22 protein-coding genes and 1 tRNA gene are annotated in these 20,580 nt (G+C 57.5%); 15 read left to right on the top strand and 8 right to left on the bottom strand.

Features of this window, described 5'->3' with window-relative positions; all coding sequences use genetic code 11:
• Positions 1–39: 39 nt before the first annotated feature.
• The 3 genes from COA55_RS06460 to COA55_RS06450 all read left to right on the top strand — a co-directional run bounded on the left by COA55_RS06460 (position 40) and on the right by COA55_RS06450 (position 1,531).
• Positions 40–116: transfer RNA gene (locus COA55_RS06460), tRNA-Val, on the top strand.
• A gap of 111 nt (positions 117–227) precedes the next feature.
• On the top strand, positions 228–689 hold the full coding sequence (locus COA55_RS06455; RefSeq protein WP_063518834.1) for a hypothetical protein: 462 nt from the start codon (positions 228–230) through the stop codon (positions 687–689).
• Positions 686–1,531: a DUF72 domain-containing protein gene (locus COA55_RS06450; protein ID WP_290501074.1), complete on the top strand. Its 846-nt coding sequence runs from the start codon at positions 686–688 to the stop codon at positions 1,529–1,531. Before COA55_RS06455 ends, COA55_RS06450 begins: the two co-directional genes overlap by 4 nt.
• A gap of 82 nt (positions 1,532–1,613) precedes the next feature.
• On the opposite strand, the gene mltF is transcribed toward COA55_RS06450, so the two are convergent.
• A complete protein-coding gene (gene mltF / locus COA55_RS06445; RefSeq protein ID WP_063537853.1) occupies positions 1,614–3,017 on the bottom strand; it encodes a membrane-bound lytic murein transglycosylase MltF in 1,404 nt (467 codons plus the stop codon).
• 406 nt (positions 3,018–3,423) lie between these two features.
• Here mltF and purL point away from each other — a divergent pair, with 406 nt between their 5' ends.
• The 4 genes from purL (at position 3,424) to COA55_RS06425 (ending at position 9,227) form a co-directional block, all read left to right on the top strand.
• The gene (gene purL, locus COA55_RS06440; protein ID WP_290501073.1) at positions 3,424–7,314 is read left to right on the top strand and encodes a phosphoribosylformylglycinamidine synthase; all 3,891 of its coding nucleotides are present in this window, start codon (positions 3,424–3,426) and stop codon (positions 7,312–7,314) included.
• A 161-nt stretch (positions 7,315–7,475) separates the two neighbouring features.
• Positions 7,476–8,141 carry a PaaI family thioesterase gene (locus COA55_RS06435; RefSeq protein ID WP_290501072.1) on the top strand — a complete coding sequence of 222 codons (666 nt, stop codon included), beginning with the start codon at positions 7,476–7,478 and terminating at the stop codon, positions 8,139–8,141.
• A 3-nt stretch (positions 8,142–8,144) separates the two neighbouring features.
• Positions 8,145–8,858 carry a PaaI family thioesterase gene (locus tag COA55_RS06430; protein ID WP_063520165.1) on the top strand — a complete coding sequence of 238 codons (714 nt, stop codon included), beginning with the start codon at positions 8,145–8,147 and terminating at the stop codon, positions 8,856–8,858.
• Between the two features lie 24 nt (positions 8,859–8,882).
• Positions 8,883–9,227 carry a hypothetical protein gene (locus COA55_RS06425; protein WP_063520164.1) on the top strand — a complete coding sequence of 115 codons (345 nt, stop codon included), beginning with the start codon at positions 8,883–8,885 and terminating at the stop codon, positions 9,225–9,227.
• 17 nt (positions 9,228–9,244) lie between these two features.
• On the opposite strand, the gene COA55_RS06420 is transcribed toward COA55_RS06425, so the two are convergent.
• Positions 9,245–9,802 carry an NUDIX hydrolase gene (locus tag COA55_RS06420; protein ID WP_290501071.1) on the bottom strand — a complete coding sequence of 186 codons (558 nt, stop codon included), beginning with the start codon at positions 9,800–9,802 and terminating at the stop codon, positions 9,245–9,247.
• Between the two features lie 320 nt (positions 9,803–10,122).
• Between COA55_RS06420 and COA55_RS06415 the strand changes: the two genes are divergently transcribed.
• From COA55_RS06415 to COA55_RS06400, 4 genes are read left to right on the top strand one after another with little or no spacing between them, the layout of a single operon-like run.
• The gene (locus COA55_RS06415) at positions 10,123–10,797 is read left to right on the top strand and encodes a response regulator transcription factor (RefSeq protein ID WP_290501070.1); all 675 of its coding nucleotides are present in this window, start codon (positions 10,123–10,125) and stop codon (positions 10,795–10,797) included.
• 35 nt (positions 10,798–10,832) lie between these two features.
• Positions 10,833–11,204, top strand: a complete 372-nt coding sequence (locus tag COA55_RS06410; protein WP_290501069.1) for a CsgE family curli-type amyloid fiber assembly protein — start codon at positions 10,833–10,835, stop codon at positions 11,202–11,204.
• The gene (locus COA55_RS06405) at positions 11,204–11,605 is read left to right on the top strand and encodes a curli assembly protein CsgF (RefSeq protein ID WP_290501068.1); all 402 of its coding nucleotides are present in this window, start codon (positions 11,204–11,206) and stop codon (positions 11,603–11,605) included. The genes COA55_RS06410 and COA55_RS06405 overlap by 1 nt, the downstream gene beginning before the upstream one ends.
• A 25-nt stretch (positions 11,606–11,630) precedes the next feature.
• Positions 11,631–12,503: a CsgG/HfaB family protein gene (locus COA55_RS06400; RefSeq protein ID WP_290501067.1), complete on the top strand. Its 873-nt coding sequence runs from the start codon at positions 11,631–11,633 to the stop codon at positions 12,501–12,503.
• An 83-nt stretch (positions 12,504–12,586) separates the two neighbouring features.
• Here the strand turns inward: COA55_RS06400 and COA55_RS06395 are convergent, their stop codons facing one another.
• The 4 genes from COA55_RS06395 to COA55_RS06380 all read right to left on the bottom strand — a co-directional run bounded on the left by COA55_RS06395 (position 12,587) and on the right by COA55_RS06380 (position 15,505).
• A complete protein-coding gene (locus COA55_RS06395) occupies positions 12,587–12,913 on the bottom strand; it encodes a hypothetical protein (protein ID WP_290501066.1) in 327 nt (108 codons plus the stop codon).
• Between the two features lie 73 nt (positions 12,914–12,986).
• Entirely contained in the window at positions 12,987–13,553 is a 567-nt protein-coding gene (locus COA55_RS06390; RefSeq protein WP_290501065.1) for a hypothetical protein, read from the bottom strand.
• 103 nt (positions 13,554–13,656) lie between these two features.
• Positions 13,657–14,916, bottom strand: coding sequence for a hypothetical protein (locus COA55_RS06385; protein WP_290501064.1), 1,260 nt, complete (start codon positions 14,914–14,916; stop codon positions 13,657–13,659).
• 55 nt (positions 14,917–14,971) lie between these two features.
• On the bottom strand, positions 14,972–15,505 hold the full coding sequence (locus COA55_RS06380) for a hypothetical protein (protein ID WP_290501063.1): 534 nt from the start codon (positions 15,503–15,505) through the stop codon (positions 14,972–14,974).
• A gap of 352 nt (positions 15,506–15,857) precedes the next feature.
• Here COA55_RS06380 and COA55_RS06375 point away from each other — a divergent pair, with 352 nt between their 5' ends.
• From COA55_RS06375 to rssA, 4 genes are read left to right on the top strand one after another with little or no spacing between them, the layout of a single operon-like run.
• Positions 15,858–16,430 carry a CoA pyrophosphatase gene (locus COA55_RS06375; protein ID WP_290501062.1) on the top strand — a complete coding sequence of 191 codons (573 nt, stop codon included), beginning with the start codon at positions 15,858–15,860 and terminating at the stop codon, positions 16,428–16,430.
• A 51-nt stretch (positions 16,431–16,481) separates the two neighbouring features.
• On the top strand, positions 16,482–17,018 hold the full coding sequence (locus COA55_RS06370; RefSeq protein WP_007149553.1) for a gamma carbonic anhydrase family protein: 537 nt from the start codon (positions 16,482–16,484) through the stop codon (positions 17,016–17,018).
• Complete coding sequence (locus tag COA55_RS06365; protein WP_290501061.1) at positions 17,011–17,220, top strand: DUF1289 domain-containing protein; 210 nt, start codon at positions 17,011–17,013, stop codon at positions 17,218–17,220. Before COA55_RS06370 ends, COA55_RS06365 begins: the two co-directional genes overlap by 8 nt.
• Positions 17,217–18,146 carry a patatin-like phospholipase RssA gene (gene rssA / locus COA55_RS06360; protein WP_155134033.1) on the top strand — a complete coding sequence of 310 codons (930 nt, stop codon included), beginning with the start codon at positions 17,217–17,219 and terminating at the stop codon, positions 18,144–18,146. The genes COA55_RS06365 and rssA overlap by 4 nt, the downstream gene beginning before the upstream one ends.
• A 168-nt stretch (positions 18,147–18,314) precedes the next feature.
• Here the strand turns inward: rssA and COA55_RS06355 are convergent, their stop codons facing one another.
• The gene (locus COA55_RS06355) at positions 18,315–19,571 is read right to left on the bottom strand and encodes an HlyC/CorC family transporter (protein ID WP_290501060.1); all 1,257 of its coding nucleotides are present in this window, start codon (positions 19,569–19,571) and stop codon (positions 18,315–18,317) included.
• A 136-nt stretch (positions 19,572–19,707) separates the two neighbouring features.
• Positions 19,708–20,508 (bottom strand): cytochrome c biogenesis protein CcsA, encoded by an 801-nt coding sequence (gene ccsA / locus COA55_RS06350; protein WP_290501059.1) that lies wholly within the window; start codon positions 20,506–20,508, stop codon positions 19,708–19,710.
• Positions 20,509–20,580: the final 72 nt, after the last annotated feature.

Below are 20,580 nucleotides of genomic sequence, written 5' to 3'. Positions count from 1 at the left end.
CCCTGACGGATCAAGCTGCATAGAATTGCCACCCTCTTTAGGCACGTAGCTCAGTTGGTTAGAGCACCACCTTGACATGGTGGGGGTCGGTGGTTCGAATCCACTCGTGCCTACCAGATTCAGACGAGAAGGGCCTGTCGCAGTGATGCGACAGGCCCTTTTTCGTTTTCGCTCCTCCAGTATCGCGCCCGGTAGAATGCGAACGCCTCAAACAGGAGAACGTTGTAATGCCTGAAGCGGATTACCTGGGGGCTGCCCGGCCAGGACTGACGCTGTATCTGCCTCACCGGCCTCTGGGGATGGTCCCGGATGCTGCCGCGCTGGTGGCGGCCAACTCCAATCACTGGCGAAAGATCCTGAATCTGCTGGCCAAGGTGGCGTGCCCGGTGGCGGAGGATTGGCGGCGCTACCGGGATCAAGTGCTGTTTAAGGAGACGGCGCTGTGTTTTGCACCGGTGTTGGCTCAGGGGCCTTGCTGGCACTGGATCGGTGGCAAGGAAAACCTGCTGCGTTTTAGCGGTTTGCGGCACGGTGCCCGGCCGTTGCATGGCGCCCCGGAGATTGCTGTGGACCCGCAAAAACGGCTGCTGCTGACGCCTTACCCGGATTATCGCCAGCTCAGCAATGCCCGTGTAGAGCAGGTGCGCGGGGCTCTGCGCGAGCACCATTTCTACCCTGGTGTTGCATGAGTCTGCCTTATTTTCTGGGGTGCCCACAGTGGCAACATCCCGCCTGGAATGCGCGGCTGCCGGTTGGCGGCAGTCCTCTGGAGCGTTACAGCCGGGTGTTCAATGCGGTTGAGGGAAATACGTCTTTTTATGCCACACCCTCGCGAAATCAGTGTGAGCAATGGCGCGCCCAGGTGCCGCAAGGGTTTCGTTTCCTGTTCAAGTTTCCCCGGCAGATTACCCATGACGATTTGTTGCGTGGCGTGGAGGGCCAGGTGCGGGCGTTTGTGGAACGGCTGGATCCGTTGAGCGATGTGCTGGGCCCGTTCTTGCTGCAGCTGCCGGCGGCCTTTGGTCCACAAAATCTGGCGGACTTGTGGCGGTTTGTGGGTGCGTTGCCCCCATCGCTGCACTGTACGGTTGAGGTGCGTCATCGGGATTTTTTTGCCAAGGGCGATGCGGAAAGGGCACTGAATCGTGGCCTGCTGGAACGTAGCCTTGCGCGGGTTTGTTTTGACAGTCGGGCATTGTTTGCCGCCAGTGCAGAGGACCCGGCAACACGGGAGGCCCAGCGCAAGAAGCCCCGGCTGCCGGTGCATGTGTTGCCGGGCGAGGTGGCGCCGGTGATTCGTTATGTGGGTCACCCGGATTTACTGGCCAACCGGCCGTTTCTTGCGCCCTGGGTCGAGCGGGCGGCGTGCTGGATTGAGGCAGGCAAGCAGCCCTGTGTGTTTATTCACATGCCGGATAATGGCGACGCGCTGGCCCTGGCTGCATTGTGGCACGAGATGCTGACGGAACGTTTGCCGTGGCTGACACCGTTGCCGTTGGGGCGGCAGGTGAGTCAGCCAGGATTATTCTGAGATAACGCTGAGACAACAAAGAGGCGAGTTTCGAAGTGCAGAACCCGGCCGGGTTTCGTTACTCGCCTCTCGTTGCTGTCTGTTAATTCAGGGCGATGAGCGTGCCATCGCGGCGGCGGGAATTTTCCGCCCACACCAGCAGATCGTAGTAGCGGCGAATATGACGGACGTACACCACCGCCTGGCCGCCCCGGGCGTTGCCGTAGCGAAGCTGGTCTGCATAGGCCGGCTTGGCCAGCAGCGGCAGGCGCTGTTTCACGTCCTGCCAGTTGTCCGGGTCGCCGCCCTGGCGCTGGGTCAGCACGCGGGCATCTTCCAGGTGGCCAAAGCCCACGTTGTAGGCGGCCAGCGCCATCCAGGTGCGGCTTGGCTCGGGAATGCGGTCGGGAATCCGCGCATGGGTGCGTCGCAGGTAGGCGGCGCCGGCGCTGATGCTCTGTGACGGATCGGTGCGATCACTGATACCCATCTGGCGAGCGGTATCGTTGGTGAGCATCATCAGGCCCTTGACCCCGGTGGGGGAGATGGCCTGGGGGTCCCACAGGGATTCCTGGTAGGCGAGGGCAGCCAGCAGGCGCCAGTCAAAGCCGCTGTTGTCTTCGGCTTCCTTGAACAGCCCTTCATAAAGCGGCAGGCGGTCGTCCAGGTGGCGCATAAAGCTGCGTGCCGCGTACAGGTTGAACTGTTCCACATGCCCGTAAAAGCGGTCTTCCAGCTTGGCGGTAGTGCCGTCCGCCTTGGCTTGGGTCAGGTAGCGCTGCGCGGCCATATACAGGCTTTTGTCATCTTTCGGATTAAAGGCCCAGGCCAGCGGCATATCGGTGGCCACGGTGTAATCGGCAATCAGGTCAGGCCAGAGCGCACGTTGCAGGGCGTAACTGTTGGAATTGATCAGGGTGTAGTCGACCTGACCGTCTTCCACCAGCGCCAGCAGTTGCTCGGGGGTGGCGTTTTCCACTTCCTGGAATGCCAGCTCGGGATTGTCCAGCTGTGCCTTGATCAACAGCTCGGCGTGGCTGGAGCCGGCGCTTACTGCCACTTTCTGGTCGTTCAGCTCGCTCAGGTCGGTAATTCGTGGGCTGCTCAGGCGGCGTACCAGCAGGGTATCGATATTTTGGTAGCGAGTGCTGAAGCGCAGGCTTTCGCTGCGCTCTGTGGTGGCGACCAGGCCAGCGGCGGCAATGTCTGCCGTGCCCTTGCGGATAGCGTAGCGGATGTAGGAGAGGTCGTCGGATTCGAGGATGCGCAGCTCTACCCCCAGGCTGTCAGCGAACCCTTTGGCGAGTTCGTATTCCATGCCGGTGAAGCCGTGCTGATCCTCATAATAGGTCGTATTGGACGGGCGGGTTAGCACCACCAGCTCCCCACGGGCGATAACGCGCTCCATGGCGGAGGGGGTGGGACGCATGGCCAGCATTAGCCCCAGTACGCTGAACAGTGCCAGCGAGGCGAGCAAATGCTTGCTGTGTCGAAAGAATACCGTCACTTGGTGGTACCTCTGTCAGGTTGTCCAGACAGGTCGATACTGCTTACCGCCGACCGGTGAAAGGCCCTATGCCTTCGCTATTGTTCCTTACTTGTGATCTATATCACGAAATTGCGGCGCAACTCTATCATCGGCAAATGGCTGTTCTGTAAAGCTTTGTCGAACAATTGCTCCTTTTTTGCACAATTTTTAAAAGTCAGGAAAAGAGCATTAAATTGCGTATCAGGCGTCATTCGTAGGTGTTTTGCTGCTGCCTGATGACAGGGTGAGCCGGCCTGTTCCGGGCGCAAATTGCGGAGTAAATCGGCGGCTTGAGAGGCTGCGAGCGACGAGCAAATCCCGTATCATTGCCGACCTGAATAACTGGCACCCCTCAATCCCTATTGGTAATCATATAAGGCGCACTATGCTGATCCTCTCCGGAAGCCCGGCCCTGTCCGCATTTCGTAAGGAAAAACTGCTTGAGTCCCTGAATGGCGTATCGGCTCTGTCGGCGCGCTATGTGCATTTTGTGGAGTTGTCTGCGCCACTGGATGCTGCGCAGCAGCAGATACTGGAAGGCTTGCTTCAGTATGGCCCCAGTGTCGAAGAGGCCCAGGTTGAGGGGCAGCGTTTCGTGGTGGTGCCCCGCCCGGGCACTATTTCCCCCTGGTCGTCCAAGGCCACGGATATTTGCCACAACGCCGGGTTGACCCAGGTAGAGCGGATTGAGCGCGGTATTGAATATCGCCTGGACGCAGACGGTGACCGCGACGCTCTGGCCGCCGCCCTGCACGACCGGATGGTCGAAGTGGTGCTGGCGGAGCTGGACGATGCCGAAGCCTTGTTTACCCATCACCAGCCCCGGGAATTGACCACCGTGGATATTCTCGGCGGTGGCCGTGGGGCGCTGGAAGCGGCCAATGGAGAGCTGGGCCTGGCGTTGGCGGCGGATGAGATTGAATACCTGGTGGAACAGTTCACTGCGCTCGGACGTAACCCCTCAGACGCAGAATTGATGATGTTTGCCCAGGCCAACTCCGAGCACTGTCGCCACAAGATTTTCAATGCGGACTGGACGATTGACGGCGAAGAACAGGATCTGAGCCTGTTCGGGATGATCCGCAATACCTACAAGCATGCGCCGGAAGGGGTGCTAAGCGCTTACAGCGATAACTCGTCGGTAGTGGCCGGTCCGGTGGCTGATCGCTTTTTCCCTGCGCCGGGCAGTCAGCAGTACCAGTTCGTGAACGAACCGGTGCATATGCTGATGAAGGTGGAAACCCATAACCACCCCACGGCGATTGCGCCGCATCCGGGGGCGGCCACCGGTTCCGGTGGTGAAATCCGTGACGAAGGTGCCACCGGCCGTGGCTCCAAGCCCAAGGCCGGGTTGAACGGCTTTTCCGTATCCAATCTGAATATTCCCGGTTTTGGCCAGCCCTGGGAGCAGCCCTACGGTAAGCCCGGGCGCATTGCCTCTGCGCTGGACATCATGATCGAGGGGCCGATTGGCGCTGCTGCATTCAATAACGAATTTGGTCGTCCCAATCTGTGCGGTTACTTCCGTACCCTGGAAATTAACGCACCAGGTGTGAACGGTGATGAGATGCGCGGTTACCACAAGCCGATCATGATCGCCGGTGGCCTGGGCAACATCCGTGATGGTCATGTGGAGAAGAACCCGATTCCCGCCGGCGCCAAGATTATTGTGTTGGGTGGCCCGGCCATGCTGATCGGGCTGGGCGGCGGGGCGGCCAGTTCCATGGCCTCCGGCCAGTCTGCGGAAGCGCTGGATTTTGCTTCAGTGCAGCGCGAGAACCCGGAAATTGAGCGTCGGGTACAGGAAGTGATTGATCGCTGCTGGGCCCGCGGGGACGATAACCCGATTGTATCCATTCACGATGTGGGCGCTGGCGGTTTGTCCAACGCCTTGCCGGAGCTGGTCCACGATCATGATATGGGCGCCCAGCTGGAGCTGCGCAAAGTGCCCAGTTCCGAGCCCGGCATGAGCCCGGTGGAAATCTGGTGTAATGAAGCCCAGGAGCGTTATGTGCTGGCCGTGATGCCAGACGATTTGCCGGACTTCGACGCCATCTGTCAGCGTGAGCGCACTCCCTACGCTGTGCTGGGCGAAGCCACCGATGCCGAGCACCTGACCGTGAGCGATGAGCATTTCGGCAAGGCGCCGGTGGATCTGCCCATGGACCTGCTGTTCGGCAAACCGCCGAAAATGCTGCGCAGTTTCGAGCGCGAAGATTTTGTGCGTCAGGCGTTCACCACTGAAGATATCGACCTGAAAGAAGCCGGTGAGCGGGTGATGCGCCTGCCGTCCGTGGCCTCCAAGAGCTTCCTGATTACCATCGGCGACCGCTCCATTACCGGGCTGGTGCACCGGGACCAGATGGTTGGCCCCTGGCAGGTGCCGGTGGCTGATTGTGCGGTGACCGCTACCGGCTTTAATCCCAACGCAGACAACAAAACCACAGGCGAAGCCATGGCCATGGGGGAGCGTACCCCGGTGGCTCTGGTGGACGCAGCGGCGTCCGGGCGGATGGCGGTGGCCGAGTCCATCACCAATATTGCCGGCGCCCATCTGGGCGATCTGGGCCAGATCAGCATGTCGGCCAACTGGATGGCGGCAGCGGGTCACCCGGGTGAAGATCAGGCTTTGTTCGATGCGGTGAAAGCGGTGGGCATGGACCTGTGTCCGAAGCTGGGTATCGCCATTCCGGTGGGCAAGGATTCGTTGTCAATGCGTACGGTCTGGAACGACAAGGGCATCGATAAAAGCGTCACCGCACCCATGTCGCTGGTGATTTCTGCCTTTTCCACGGTGACCGACATTGACCTGACGGTGACCCCGGAGCTGAAAACCGGTGTGGACAGCGAACTGCTGCTGCTGGACCTGGGCCGTGGTCAGAACCGCATGGCCGGCTCCGCCCTGGCGCAGGTGTACGGCAAGGTCGGTGATATCGCGCCGGACCTGGATGATGCCAAAGACCTGATCGCTTTCTTCGAGGTGACCCAGCAGTTGCTGGCCGAACGCAAACTGTTGGCCTATCACGATCGCTCCGACGGCGGTCTGTTTACCAGCCTGGTGGAAATGGCCTTTGCTGCCCGCACAGGGCTGGATATTTCCCTGGATCACCTGGCCGGCGATACCCCGGAAGCCGTGGCGGCGCTGTTTACCGAAGAGCTGGGCGCGGTGTTGCAGGTGGAAAAATCCCACTCGGAAGAAGTGGTTGCCCGTTATGCCGAAGCGGGTCTCGGGCAGTGTGTTCACCGTTTGGGACAACCGGATGGCGACGATGTGATTCGCCTGCGTTTGGGGGGTGGTATTTTGCTGGAAACCCCGCGCCGTGAATTGCAGCGTATCTGGGCGGAAACCAGTTATCAGGTGCAGTCCCTGCGGGATAACCCGGATTGTGCCCGTCAGGAATTTGATGCGATTCCGCACAGCAATGGCCCGGGCCTGAATGTGAGGCTGACCTTTGATATGACGGAAAACCCGGCGGCGCCGTTCATCAATACTGGCAGCAAACCGCAAATGGCCATCCTGCGCGAGCAGGGCGTTAATGGTCAGACAGAAATGGCGGCGGCGTTTGATCGCGTCGGCTTCTCCGCCGTTGACGTGCACATGAGTGATTTGCTCGAAGGCCGTGTGAAGTTGGATGACTTCAAGGGGCTGGTGGCCTGTGGCGGTTTTTCTTACGGGGACGTGCTGGGTGCCGGCGGTGGCTGGGCCAAGACCGTGCTCTATAACGACGCAATGCGCGAAGCGTTTAACCGTTTCTTCTTCCGTGAAGACACCTTTGCGCTGGGGGTCTGTAACGGCTGCCAGATGCTGTCGCATTTGAAAGACCTGATTCCCGGTGCGGAGCACTGGCCGCGTTTTGTGCGTAACCTGTCTGAGCAGTTCGAGGCGCGTACTTCCCTGGTGGAAGTGCAGGATTCCCCGTCCATCTTGTTGAAAGACATGGCTGGCACGCGCATTCCGATTGCCGTGGCTCATGGGGAAGGCCGTGTGGAGCTGGCGGATGACGCCCTGAATCGCAATATCGAGCAACGCCTGGTGAGCCTGCGCTATGTGGACGGCCTGGGTAACCCGGCCGAACAGTACCCGGCCAACCCTAATGGTTCTCCGCAGGGGGTAACCGGCTTTACCACCACTGACGGGCGCGTCACCATCATGATGCCGCACCCGGAGCGGGTGTTCCGGGTGCTGCAGAACAGCTGGATCCCGGACGACTGGCGTGGCCACGAGAATGGCCCCTGGTTGCGGATGTTTGCCAACGCCCGCAAATGGGTAGGTTAAAAACAGTGGACAGTTGACAGCTGGAAACTGAAAAAGGCGGAAATGGGGTGGCCATTTCCGCCTTTTTTATGTCCTTTTATGAGCTTGAGCTACAGAGTCTCTCCCCTCAGAATCAAACGATTGTTTGAATTTCTTCGTGATTAATTATTCATTGGTGATCTGTGTCTGAAAAAACATTCGGCCCTTTTGAGCTGCAAAAGGCCTACAAAACCGAGCCTGTGCCCAGTGATTTTGCACAGCGCCGCCGTATCAGTGCGGCCATGCAATTACTGGCCGAGCGGTTGATTCGTGCAGAAGCGGATGAAGCAACCCTCGCCGGTTGGGCAGAGCAACTGGAAGCCATGGTAGAGACGGTGGGCACACCGGAGCGTCGTGATACCCGTGAAGCGAATCGAAAACTGTTTACCGGTAAAGCCACCGCAGACGATATCTATCACATGATGGACTACGACCCGGTGGGCGGCCTGTCCAACCCGATTGCTCCCCAGGTGCAGTGGGTGCAGGAAGATCAGGATGGTATCCGTGGAGAAGTCAGCCTGGGGCTTCAGTATCAGGGGCCGCCGGGACGGGTGCATGGCGGGGTGATCGCCTGGCTGCTGGATGCAGGGCTCTCCCGTGCGCTGCATGCCGCGTTTCGTTTGGGCGTCACCGGTACGTTGAATATCCGTTATCTGGCAGCGACACCCATAGAAGCGCCGATTGAATGTCGGGCGCACATTACCGGCCAGGAAGGGCGGAAAATTTTTGTAGAGGGCGGCATCTGGCACGGGGACACCCAGACCGTCAGCGCAGAAGGTGTCTGGTTGACACCCAAGAGTCTGGGGTAATTGATGTCTGAAACCACCTATCATTTTCGCGATATTCGTGTGGCGGAAACGCCAGAGCCGTCCACGCGGGCGCAGTTGCATCGTCAGCTGGGCCAGGAATTAGCGGGCCTCACCGAACAGGTGTTACGGCTGGATGCACCGCATGAAAAGTTGCAGGATTACATCGGTCAGGTGCAGCAGCTGCGCCAGGCATTGCAGCAGGAAGGCCAGCGGGATTACAGCGATATTCTGCAGCGTCTGCTGGCCGGGCAGGGCAGTGGTGATGACGTGACTGACCTGGTGGATTTTGAAATTCTTACCGGCAAAGCCTCGCCGCTTTCGCCGCCGCTGGAATTGTGGATCGATGGTGACCGTATTCGTGGCCGGGCCACGTTTGGTCCCGCGTTTCAGGGGCCGCCAGGGCGGGTCCACGGTGGCGTGCTGGCATTGGCGTTGGATATGCTGATGGCCAAGACGCAGGATTATGTCCGTCAAATCGGCATGACCGGCACTTTGAATATCCGCTACTTGGCGGCCACGCCGTTAAACACGCCGGTGGATTTCGAAGCCCGGCTGGTTTCGCTGGAGCGCCGCAAGTTACGCTGTGAAGGCAGTGTCTGGGTAAATGGCGAGCAAACGGTTTCGGCGGAAGGTATCTGGATTTCCGCCCATGGTGAGTATGCGTTGAAGCCAGAATTTGTGTCTGCGCTACCCTCGGATACCGGGGTGGCATCGTAACGTTCAACGCACTGGGAGTCATGAATGACAGAGGCCAGTGATCAACATTACAAATTGTGCTTTTACGTGCCCGTGAGCCATGTGGAACAGGTGAAAACGGCCATTTTCGAGGCCGGTGCCGGGCACCTGGGTGATTACGATCATTGCAGCTTTCAGACGCTGGGTCAGGGGCAATTCCGGCCCCTGTCAGGGAGTCAGCCCTTTCTCGGTCAGCATGATCAGGTGGAAGTGGTGGAAGAGTACCGGGTGGAGACGCTTTGCCTGGGCGCGTGTCTGCAAGCGGTGATCAGCGCCTTACGCCTGTCGCACCCCTATGAAGAGCCTGCCATTGATTTGTGGAAGTTGGAGCCGCTGCCGGGCACGCACTGAGAGCTGCCGAGATCCGGTTATTCGTCTATGGGGCGGCGCTTAAGCGGCTGAATATCCTGGGTGCGCACGGGAAAATCATTGCGGGCAAGGTCATCAATATAAAACCGCAGCGTGCGCCCGATGGTGGGGAACGCCAGCTCATCCCAGGGAATGTCGTCCAGAGCAAACAGGCCGGCATCGCTGCTCTCTTCGCCGACACCGTATTTGCCGTCTTCCACGTCACCCAGAAAAAACACATACACCTGATTGATGTGCGGCAGGTTGAAGACTGTATACAAGTCGCCGATTGCCACTGTAGCGCAGGCTTCTTCCCAGGTTTCTCTGGCCGCGCCTTCCTGCAGGGTTTCGCCGTTTTCCATGTAGCCAGCAGGTAGCGTCCAATAGCCCTTGCGCGGTTCGATGGCCCGCTTGCAGAGCAGCACTTTCCCTTCCCATATCGGCACGGCGCCCACCACAACCTTGGGGTTCTGGTAATGAATCGTTTCGCAGTCCGGGCACCAGTAGCGGGGCCGGTTATCCCCTTCCGGAATACTGAATTGCAGGTTGGGGTTGCCGCAATGGCTGCAGAATTTCATGGAAAACTCGCTATAGAGGGTATTAAAAGAGCCCCGAAAATATCGCCGCAACGGTAATTACCCATCTTGGGTATAAATGCATGACAATAGCCGCTATAAAAATAAAGTGATATTTTTTGTGATGAATGTCACCATTTTACAGATTTTAAAATATAGCCGATAGAGCTAGTGCTACTGAAAAATGGTGGACATAGACTAACGATCCCGGTTGGCAGAAGCCAGCCTGCCGACAGACCAGGTTGGTAATGTCTGTGTTGGTAACGTAAGGGAGCGATATTTCTTGGTCCATTGGCCATGAACTTGGGGAAAGGGACATTGATATGGATGTGTCGATGGCGCACGGGACGCGTGACGAAAGCAAAACTTATTTGGTGGTTTCACATTGCAATAATCTTGCAATCCGTCTTTTAGCAAAATCCATTGAGAACCAGCGAGGCGTATCCTGCACAGCAATCAGTCGTGATGATCTTTTTTGTGATCAGATTCAGGATGAACTGGTGCTCATTAATGTGCTGGACTTTTCAACCCCGGAAATGGAAAGGTTGCTTGGTCGTGTCCAGGAGCGTATGCCCCTGTGTCGAGTTATCCTGGTTAATGCCGATCGGGGCGATAATATTTTTTTCCTGCTTAACTGGCCGGTGGTTAAAGGCGTTATTTATCAGCAGGACAGCGACGCCCTTATTTCCAAGGCGCTGGATGTGGTTTGCAAGGGGCGCAGCTGGTTCCCGCGCAGTTACATGGATTACCTGGTTCGTCACCGCAAAACCCCAACCCGTTGCGGGCATGTCTTTGAAAGCCTCACCAGCCGTGAACGGCAGATGCTGGATCATGTGGTGCGTGGCATGAGCAACCATGAAATTGCTGATGCCCTTTGCCTGAGTACGCATACGGTGAAGGCACATTTGCAAAGCCTTTACCGGAAGGTGGGTGTGAAGAATCGGGTGGGTGTGATGCGCTGGGTGCATGAGAATCACCTGGAAGAGAGCGGAGAATAGCCGTGTGTGGGCTGCGATTGGCGTGGGTGCCATTCATGTGCAGTCTCCTCGCACTGTCCGGGATAGCGGCTGCCCTGAATGAAAAAGACATGGGGGTGGTTGTCGACCAGACGATTACTCCTATCGGCAAACGGTTCTATCAGCAGTTTGCTTATCAACGCCATTACCTGTTTCCCGACTCGCCTTTCAGTATCAGCATTTATGAGCAACCCTCCGCCCGCAGTGGCAGCATCATTACGGTGAAATCGGACGATACGACACTGGAGCGCTTTGTGCTGTCGTTTGCATCCAACTGGGAAGATGCTCGGGTACAACAGATGGTGCAATCCATTGAATTCAGGGTCCGGCGCATGAAAGTGCTGGATACGCTGGTGGGAAATCCGGATCTGGCCAAGGACGGCTATTAATGAAAACGCTTTATTGTCTTTTGGTTCTTGTTGCTGGCCCTGTTGCGGCCAGTGAGCTGGTTTACCAGCCGGTCAATCCAAACTTCGGAGGCAATCCCCTCAACGGTTCCCACCTGCTGGGCAATGCTCAGGCGCAAAACGATTACAAGGATCCGCAAGCCTCTTCGTCTGCTTATGAAAGGCCTTCTGATCTGGATCGCCTGACATCCTCGTTACAGTCCAGGCTGTTGAGCCAGTTGCTGGCCGATGTGGGGGCGGGAAACGAGGGCAGTATTGTGACCGATGATTTTGCGATCAACATCATCGATGACCAGGGTGTGCTGTCCATCATTATTGAAGACATCAATACCGGCGAAGTCACCCAGATTGCGGTCGATGGCCTGGTCCCCGATACCTTTTAAAGGCTCTACGCTGGGAAATTCAAGGATGAATCGTTACAACCGTTGCGGGCTAGTCATGCTGGCCTTGCCGATCCTGCTGTTGGCTGGCTGTGTGACTCCGCCCCTGGAGCCGGAAGCCCCTGAGCTGGTGCAAAAATCCGATGTGGCTCTGGATCTTGAAAGCATGCCGCCCCCCAAAGGGCGAATCATGGCTTCGGTATACAGCTTTCGTGATTTGACCGGGCAATATCGGCCGGCGCCGTCTTCGTCATTTTCCACGGCGGTCACCCAGGGCGCAGCGGCGTTTCTTATCGATGCCCTGAATCGCTCTGGCTGGTTTCTCACCCTGGAACGGGAAGGGCTGCAAGACCTGCTGACTGAGCGCAAGATTGCCCGGGCCGTGGTAGAAAAGCGCCAGAAGGAAGGCGTGCGCGTGGCGGATGTCCCTGACCTGTTTTCCTCGGACATCCTCTTTCAGGGTGGCATTGTTGCCTATGAGTCCAATATCAAGACCGGTGGGTTGGGTGCCCGTTATCTGGGGGTAGGCGCATCGGAGCAATACCGCACTGACCAGGTGACAGTGAATCTGCGGGCTGTTGATGTGCGCACAGGGCGGATCATCAACACGGTCTCAACACGCAAGACCATTTACAGTAAAGAGCTGCAGGTCGGTGTGTATCGGTATATCGACTTCAAGGAATTGCTGGAAACCGAAGCCGGGGTCACCACCAACGAGCCGGTTCAGCAATGTGTCAAACTAGCGATCGAAGCCGCTGTGGCACACCTTATCGTCAAAGGGGTTATGGACGGCAACTGGCAGCTTGAGAACCCCGCTGATATGGATTCCGAGGTGATTCAGCAGTACGGTCTGGCCTTGAGGGGCGAGACAGTAGAAACCCCTGGCCGGCGTGATCGATAATAAAATACTGCCAGTTAGCCGGTGCGGATTGCTGCAGGCTTGCCGATCTGTTCTGAGTGCGCAAGGAGTCATTCAGCGGCTCTCTAAGGGTTCAGCGAGCCAGGCGCAAAGGTGCGCGTGGCATTGGCCATTAGCGTGTCATCCCGGCGGATGATGGCGGTGGCCGTAACGGTATCTGTTGGCAGGACGTTAATGGCGATATTTCCTGCCTGATTTTTTCCTGCATGCACTGAAATATGGCCGGATTGACGGGTGCGGCTGCTTCCGCTCGGCTCTTTTTTCTCAATGCCGATTTCGTAATGAAGATTGCTGTCGGCCATCTCGCATTGGAGCAGCAGGTGGAAACGGTGTTGCTGTTTTTCAGCAGTGGCAATGATGTCGACAGTGCAGGGTGATGAATAGGCGGCCATGGGTGTCGCTGCTCCGATGAGTAACAGGGTAAGCCCTGCTGTGCGGGTGGGGGTGCCAAGGCTCCGTTGCCGATTAGAACTGATGTACCGTTGCATGATTGCCCACTCCAAACTGGATGATTTTTCCCGAACTATTGCCCGCTGATTGCAGGATTGTTGCGGCGCTCCCCTCGATATCACGAAGCGTGCTGTGCTGCTCAATGGATGCCCGGCTGTCCATATGACTCTGCGCTATCAGTGCGTCGTTACCCGAGCCGTACTGTGCAATGCTCGCGTCGATATTCGACCCGTTTGACTGTTCTATATCAGCTCGAGAGGACGGTGACTGATTTTGTTGGACGTTGCCTGTGGCGCCATCGGTGTGGTCTTGTGATATCCGTGCCCCGCTATGATGAGATCGCGTCTGATGAAGGTTGGCGTCACTGTGGTGGCTGTGTTGCTGGTTGATTATGGCGTTGGCGTTATGGCTTTGGGATTGTCGGATGATTGCAAGGCTGCTGGTGCTGCTCTGTTGATAGAGGCTGGCGGTATTAATGCTGCTGTGTGGTTCAATTTGGGGGATGCTGCTGTCTGCAAGCAGGAGACAGGGAGACAGCATAAGCGCGGGAAAAAGCATCCGCAGTGCAGGCGGCAGCGCCATGACATTGTCCTCTTGGGTCCGGCCCCCGGGTCAGGCGTTGGTATTATGGGTGGGCACAACGAGGTCGGGGCCACGGTGTGGCCCCGACGTGATCACGGGGTGATCAGTTCTGGTGGATAAAGGCGTTGTTACCGCCGCCGCCCATCTGGGTGATGGTGGCTGAGTCCAGAGTGGCTTCCTGCAGGATGGTGGCCACGTTTTCATTGCCAGAGGCACCAATGCCGAACTGGGTAATAAAGGCTTCGTTGTCAGAGCCGGGCTGGGTGATGGTTGCAATGCCGTATTCTGAAATGGCGTCCTGCTCTACGTTGGCCAGGTTATTGTCACCCAGCTGGTCCACATCGATAACGCTGTTGCCGCCGTGTGAGTGTGCCACCGCTACGTTGGCGTTGCCGTGTTGGTCCACGTTGGCCAGGTTGTCGGAGCCGGATTGGTCCACTTCCGCATCATTGGCTGTGCCTGACTGGTTCACATAAGCGGTATTACGATCGCCCAGTCCCTGGTCAACCTGTGCAATGTTGGCGTCGCCACCCTGAACGATTTCTGCGTAGCTACCAGTGGATTCGTCCTGGATGATATCCGCATCGCCGTTGGTGCCGTACTGATCAATCATTGCGTCAGAGTTGAACGAGAAATCCTGGCTGATCAGACCGTTGTTGTTGTCGCCGCTTTGGGTGATGGTGGCGGTGGCATTGTCGGAAATAGCCACCTGGCTGATGCTGGCAATGTTGTCTGCACCGGTCTGGTCTACGGTGGCGGTGGCGAACCAGGAATCATCCTGCAGCACGTCGGCGGTATTGTTGACGTTGGACTGGTTAACCGTGGCGGTAGATCCAATCAGGTTGTTTTGCGTGATGTTGGCGAGGTGGTCGACGCCGGTTTGAGTGATGGAGGCATCCGCGTTCAGACTGGCACTTTGCACGATGGTCGCGTCGCTGGAGAAGGCGGATGTCTGAGTGATGCTGGCAACGGAGTCTTCGTTACCTGCGATTTGCTGAATGGTGCCATTGGTGTTGTCGGAAATGGCAACCTGGGTGATGGTGGCGGTGTTTAGCGTGCCGTCCTGTTCAACCGTGGCAGTGGCGAACCAGCTGTCATCCTGAGTGATGGTGGCAGCGTTGTCGTCACCTACGGTGTCGATGTCGGCAGTCATCATGTTGATGCTGTTGGCCTGGCTGACGTCGGCGCTGTTGTTGTTGCCGGTTTGATCAACCGTGGCAACCGCATCGTCGGTGCTGCTTTGCACGGTGCTGGCGGTGTTGCCGGCGCCGGTCTGGTTGGTGGTGGCTGAATTGTTCGCAGCCCAGGATGCAGTCGCCAGGGTTGCCAGAATGGCAGCGGCAAGCGGTTTCAAGGTTTTCATGGGTGTATCTCCTCAAGGTTTAGGCTAGGTCTTAGGCAAAATAACGTCGTCCATTTCAATCCCATTGCTGAATGGAGACGTGGAGTCCGGCCCCGATCTGGGTAACCGAAACAGCGTTGGCGTTACCGTATTGCGCCACATCGGCGTTATTGCCGACCCCGTATTGGGCAATGGTGGCGCGGTTGTAATCGCCGTTTTGATCGAGCGTGATTGTGTTGTGGCTGCCTTTCTGGAAGAGAGAGGCGTTGTTGCCTGTGCCGTATTGGCTTGCCACTGCCAGGTTTTCCCAGCCGAGCTGGGTGATGTCCGCCTGTTGCGCCGTGCCGTGCTGGATGATGTCGGCTTGGTTGGCGTAACCCTTTTGCTGAAGCGAGGCGGTATGGCTGAGGCCTTCCTGTTGGAGGATGCCGATGTTTTTTCCCTGCTGGGTTATGGTGGCATTGAGATCCGCACCGTCCTGGGCAATGTCCGCGCTATTGCCGGCGGGAATTTCATCGAAAAATGAAAGGTCGGTAGCGATCGCCTGTGTTCCCAGAATCAACAAGAGTCCTGCAAGAACAAGGCGGGCTATGGCGTGCCCGGTCATCATTTTCATCCCTGATAATTGAACCTCACGCACTCAGTCTTGCGCGATTTTTTCTGCAGTGACATTCGCCATCGGTGCTGAATTTTTCAGGGCGTGACTAGTCGGTGGGGTAATAAAAAGCGGAGAGATTGCGTTTTTGGGCCGGGCGGTTTTCAGAAAAAACCGCGGAATGCCTGTAGAACAAGGATTTGAGAGTCTGTTGGCAGTTAGTTCGTTTGGTGTAAGCCAATGTCTTGCCGCGTCAGAAAATGAGGGTGAGTTTGTGACCGGTGGTCGGAGATGGGCTTTGACAAGGCTTGCCCAGGGCGTTCTGGCTGTTCAAACTACCGTTTGAATTTGAGAATTGGAGAAGGGTGTGCTTGAGCAGCTCAGGCAGCGTTTGCCGGATTACAGACGCACAGAATTGCCCCTGGCGTTGCCCGAGGCTGCCGTTCTGATGCCGTTGGTTGATGTGTCGGAGCCTCGGGTTATCCTGACGGTTCGCTCCAATTCCATGCCGACCCATGCTGGTGAGGTCGCTTTCCCCGGTGGAAAGCGGGACCCGGGCGACAAGAATCTGCTGATGACGGCCCTGCGTGAAAGCCAGGAAGAAGTGGGGTTGTCACCGGATTATGTGGATGTGCTGGGGCAGTTGTCTCCGCTGGCCTCCCGTTATGGTATGAAAGTGACGCCTTTTGTGGGCATTGTCAGCCCGGAAGCGGAGCTGCAGGCCGAGCCGGGTGAAATTGATACGATTTTCCAGGTGCCTTTGCAGTTCTTTCTGGATGAGGTCCCGGAGCTGTCCAGCCCCATTGACGTGTTTGGGCGCCAGTTCCGTATCCCCAGCTATTACTATGAAGACAAGCGCATTTGGGGCCTTACCGCCTTCATGATTCTGGATCTGATCAACCACGTCTATGATGCGGGCATTGAGTTCGAGGTGAAGTAATTTTCTGCCTGTTAACCCTCTGCCTGGCATGAGAAAACAAAGGGGAGTCGAATGATTTACAAAATTGGTGAGCGCCGCCTGGAGCAGCGTGGTAGTGGTCACTGGATCGCAGACAACGCCACCGTCATTGGTTCGGTGATCATGGAAGCCAACAGCAGTATCTGGTTCAACGCGGTGTTGCGGGCCGATAACGACGTGATCGAAATCGGTGAAAATACCAACATTCAGGACGGTGCAGTGCTGCACGTGGATCCGGGCGTACCCATGAAGCTGGGTCGGGACGTGACCGTGGGCCACAAGGTCATGCTGCATGGCTGTACCGTGGGCGATAACAGTCTTATTGGTATCAACGCGGTGGTGCTCAACAAGGCCGTTATCGGCAATAACTGCATTATCGGCGCCAATTCGCTGGTGCCGGAAGGAATGAAAATTCCGGACAACTCCCTGGTGATGGGGTCTCCGGCCAAGGTGGTGAAGGAAATTGGTGAAGGGCACAAGGCCATGCTGACCATGGGCAGCATGCATTACGTTGCCCATGCCAAAGAATTCGATCAACACCTGGAGGTGGACGAACGCTTCCATGACTGACAGGCAACTGGTGTCGCCGTGTGTGTCGATCTGCGCACTGGATGAAGATGATATTTGTGTGGGCTGTTTCCGTACCGGCGGGGAAATCTCCATCTGGGGGCTGCTCTCGGATGACGAAAAGCGAGAGGTGTTTCGCCGTATTGATCAGCGAATGAACGGCGAGCCGGCCCCCTGTGTGGTGCGCAAGGAGAAAAAGCCATGACAACACAGATTGGTAGCCAGGAGCCGGTGCGGCCCGTTGTCGGGTTGGCGTTAGGCAGTGGTTCCGCCCGCGGCTGGGCGCATATTGGGATCATCCAGGCGCTGGAAGAAATCGGTGTGCAGCCACAGGTGGTGGCCGGAACATCCATTGGCGCATTGGTAGGGGGCGCCTATGTGACCGGCACGCTCAATGCCTTTGCCGACTGGGTGGAGTCCCTGACGGTCAAGGATGTGTTTGGTCTGCTGGATATCAGCTTTTCCGGCGGCATGGTGAAAGGGGAAAAGCTGTTCAGCTTCTTTCAGGACCACCATGAAAATCCGGAAATCGAGACCCTGGACAAGAAGCTGGTCACCGTGGCCACAGACATGAAAAGTGGCCGCGAAGTCTGGATAACCAAAGGGCGGATGCTGGATGCCGCGCGGGCATCCTGTGCCTTGCCGGGGCTGTTTTCTCCAGTGAAGATGCAGGGGCGCTGGATGTTGGATGGTGGCCTGGTGAATCCGGTTCCTGTGTCTGCCGCTCGCGCCATGGGCGCAGATGTGGTGATCGCGGTGAATCTCAATGCCCAGTTGGTGGGCGCCCATCTGTCCCGGGACACACGCAGCCAGGCAGAGGGAGAGGAAGGCACCGCTGAAGAGCGCAGTATCTGGCAGAAAATGATGGATTACTTTGCTTCAGGGGACGGTCAGGATCCGGGTTTTTTCGATGTGGTGGCGTCCAGCATCAATATCATGCAGGACCGCATTACCCGCTCGCGTATGGCTGGCGATCCGCCTGAAGTGACGCTGGTGCCAATGCTGGAAGACTTCGCGCTGATGGATTTTCACCGTGCCAAGGAAGCCATCGCCGAAGGGCGTGCGTTGGTGAAGCGCTACGAGGCCGATATTCTCGCCTGGGTTGGGTCGCCGATCGCGGATCGGGTTTGAAGGGCAGTTGACAGTGGAAAGCTGACAGCTGACAGCTGCGCGTTAACCGTAGGGGTTATCTTGAAACGCAAGAGGCCGCGCTCAAAAAGGTTGGGCGCGGCCTCATTGCTTTAAGAAAACAGGAATTTTGATCGCGCAGCTGTCAACTTTCCACTATCAACTGTCAACTTAACTCGCCTTCCTTGCTCTCACCGCTTTCACCATATTGTCCTTCACCTGCAAGATTTCGATCAGATACTGCTCAATCTTTATCGAGATGTTGGCGTCGGGGATATCCTGAAGGTACTCCAGAATCAAGCCGTTCAGGGTCTTGGGGCCATCGGTGGGCAGTTCCCATTGCAGGGCGCGGTTGATGTCGCGCAGGGTGGAGGAGCCGTCGATCACGAAGCTGCCATCGTCCTGGGGATGGATGTCCTGGCTGGTGGCGGCCAGGTCGGTGGTGAACTCGCCAACGATTTCTTCGAGAATATCTTCCAGGGTGACCAGGCCCTGCACGTCGCCATACTCATCCACGACAATGCCGATGCGGCGTTTGGCATTCTGGAAGTTGATCAGCTGCTGGTGCAGGGAGGTGGCTTCCGGCACGAAGTAGGGCTCCACCGTGTACTGCATCAGCTCAGCCTTGTTGATGTCTTCCTTGAGCAGCAAGCGGCTGAGTTTGCGCAGGTGCAGCAGGCCGATCATGTTGTTCGGGTCGCCGTTGAAGACCGGCAGCCGGGTATGCTGGCTGGAGCGCAGGGTAGTGAGGATGTCGTGCATGTCGTCATCCAGATCAATCCCGACCATTTCGTTTCGGGGGACCATGATGTCTTCCACCGTCACGGTCTCCAGATCGAGAATGTTGAGCAGCATTTTCTGGTGATTCTCGGGAATCAGCCCGCCGGCTTCATTGACCACGGTACGAAGTTCTTCCGGGCTCAGGTGGTCCTCATCCTGCTCGTTGGGGCGAATGCCCGCCAGACGCAACAGCATGCTGCTGACCCCGTTGACCATCCACACCAGCGGCGCCAGCAGAACTTGTAGCGGCTTGAGGACCAGGCTGGCAGGAAATGCGACTCGCTCCGGGCGCATGGCGGCGTAGGTTTTCGGGGTGATCTCCGCGAAAACCAGCATGATGATGGTAATCACCACCGGTGCCACAGCGGCGCCGCTGTCGCCCAGCCAGCGAATCGCCAGAATAGCGGCCACGGTGGCGGCAAAGTTATTGACGAAGTTGTTGCCAATGAGGATCACGGACAGCAGCCGGTCCGTGCGTTTGAGCAGGGCTTCCACCCGGCTGGCCGCTTTTTGTCCCTGACGGGCCAGATGTCGAAGGCGGTAGCGGTTAATGGCCACCATGCCGGTTTCACTGCTGGAGAAGAACGCAGAGGCCAGAATCAGAATAATCAGGGCGCCAATCAGCCACCCGTCAGAGTAGGTATCCAAAGGAAATATCGTTTATCCGCCAGTCGGCCCGCTATTGTTCGGGCCGGGGGGTTGGGGTGTCAAGGAGAGAGGTAAGCTATATGCATCAGGCCCACGCCGGGCACGCAAAAGCGTGCTGCGTGAGGGGTGTTGCCTGTCAGCGTTTCAGGATGAATTCCAGCACCAGCTGACTGCCGAAGAAGGCCACCAGCAAGACTGCAAAACCACTGAGGGTGAAGCGAATGGCGGTGCGCCCCCGCCAGCCTCGCAGATAGCGGCCGCCGAGCAGAGTGGCGAATACTACCCAGGACACCAGGGTCAGCACGGTTTTGTGCATCAGATGCTGGGCAAACAGATTATCCACGTAAAGAAAGCCGCTGAAGATGGCAACGGTCAACAGGATTTCGCCCAGCCAGATCGCCTCGAACAGCATGGACTCCATGACCTGAATCGGTGGAAAAAGCCGCATGACGCCACGGATATGGCCGCTCTTGAGTTGACGGTCCTGAATCCAGAGCAGAATCGCCTGGCAGGCGGCCAGCGCCAGCACAGCGTAGGCAACAATGGAAAACAGGACATGTACCCCCAGGCCGTGGGCCAGCGGGTGGGCAGTGTAGCCGGTACTGACCCACAGCATGGCGGGAATGGTGCACGCGGCAAAAGGGTAGACTAACGCTGAAATCCACTCGAAAGGGCGATACAGGCTGGATACGACGACCACGGCGGCCCCGGTCATGGCCACGGCGGAGGCAACCGGAAACAGGCCCAGCTGCAACCCGGCTGTGGTGAGCATCACCTGCCAGAGGCTGGCGGCATGGGCGATAACGGCCAGGGTGCCGGGTATCAGGATGCTGGCCCGGGACGGTACCGTCTGCCCGCGGAATTGCCGATACAGGATCAGGCAGGCCGCGAGATACAAAACAAACGCCGCGAAACCGGTGATCACGGAAAAGTTCATAAGTCGTTGTTATCCGAAGTAGGTGCCCGAAAATTGCGGGCCAAGCCCGCCGAAGTCTGGCATAGCCGCCAG

It is taken from the genome of Alcanivorax sp., from assembly GCF_002733835.1.
Taxonomy (GTDB): domain Bacteria; phylum Pseudomonadota; class Gammaproteobacteria; order Pseudomonadales; family Alcanivoracaceae; genus Alcanivorax.
The sequence above is the reverse complement of the archived record's forward strand: the minus strand, read 5'-3'. Positions and strand labels throughout refer to the sequence as shown.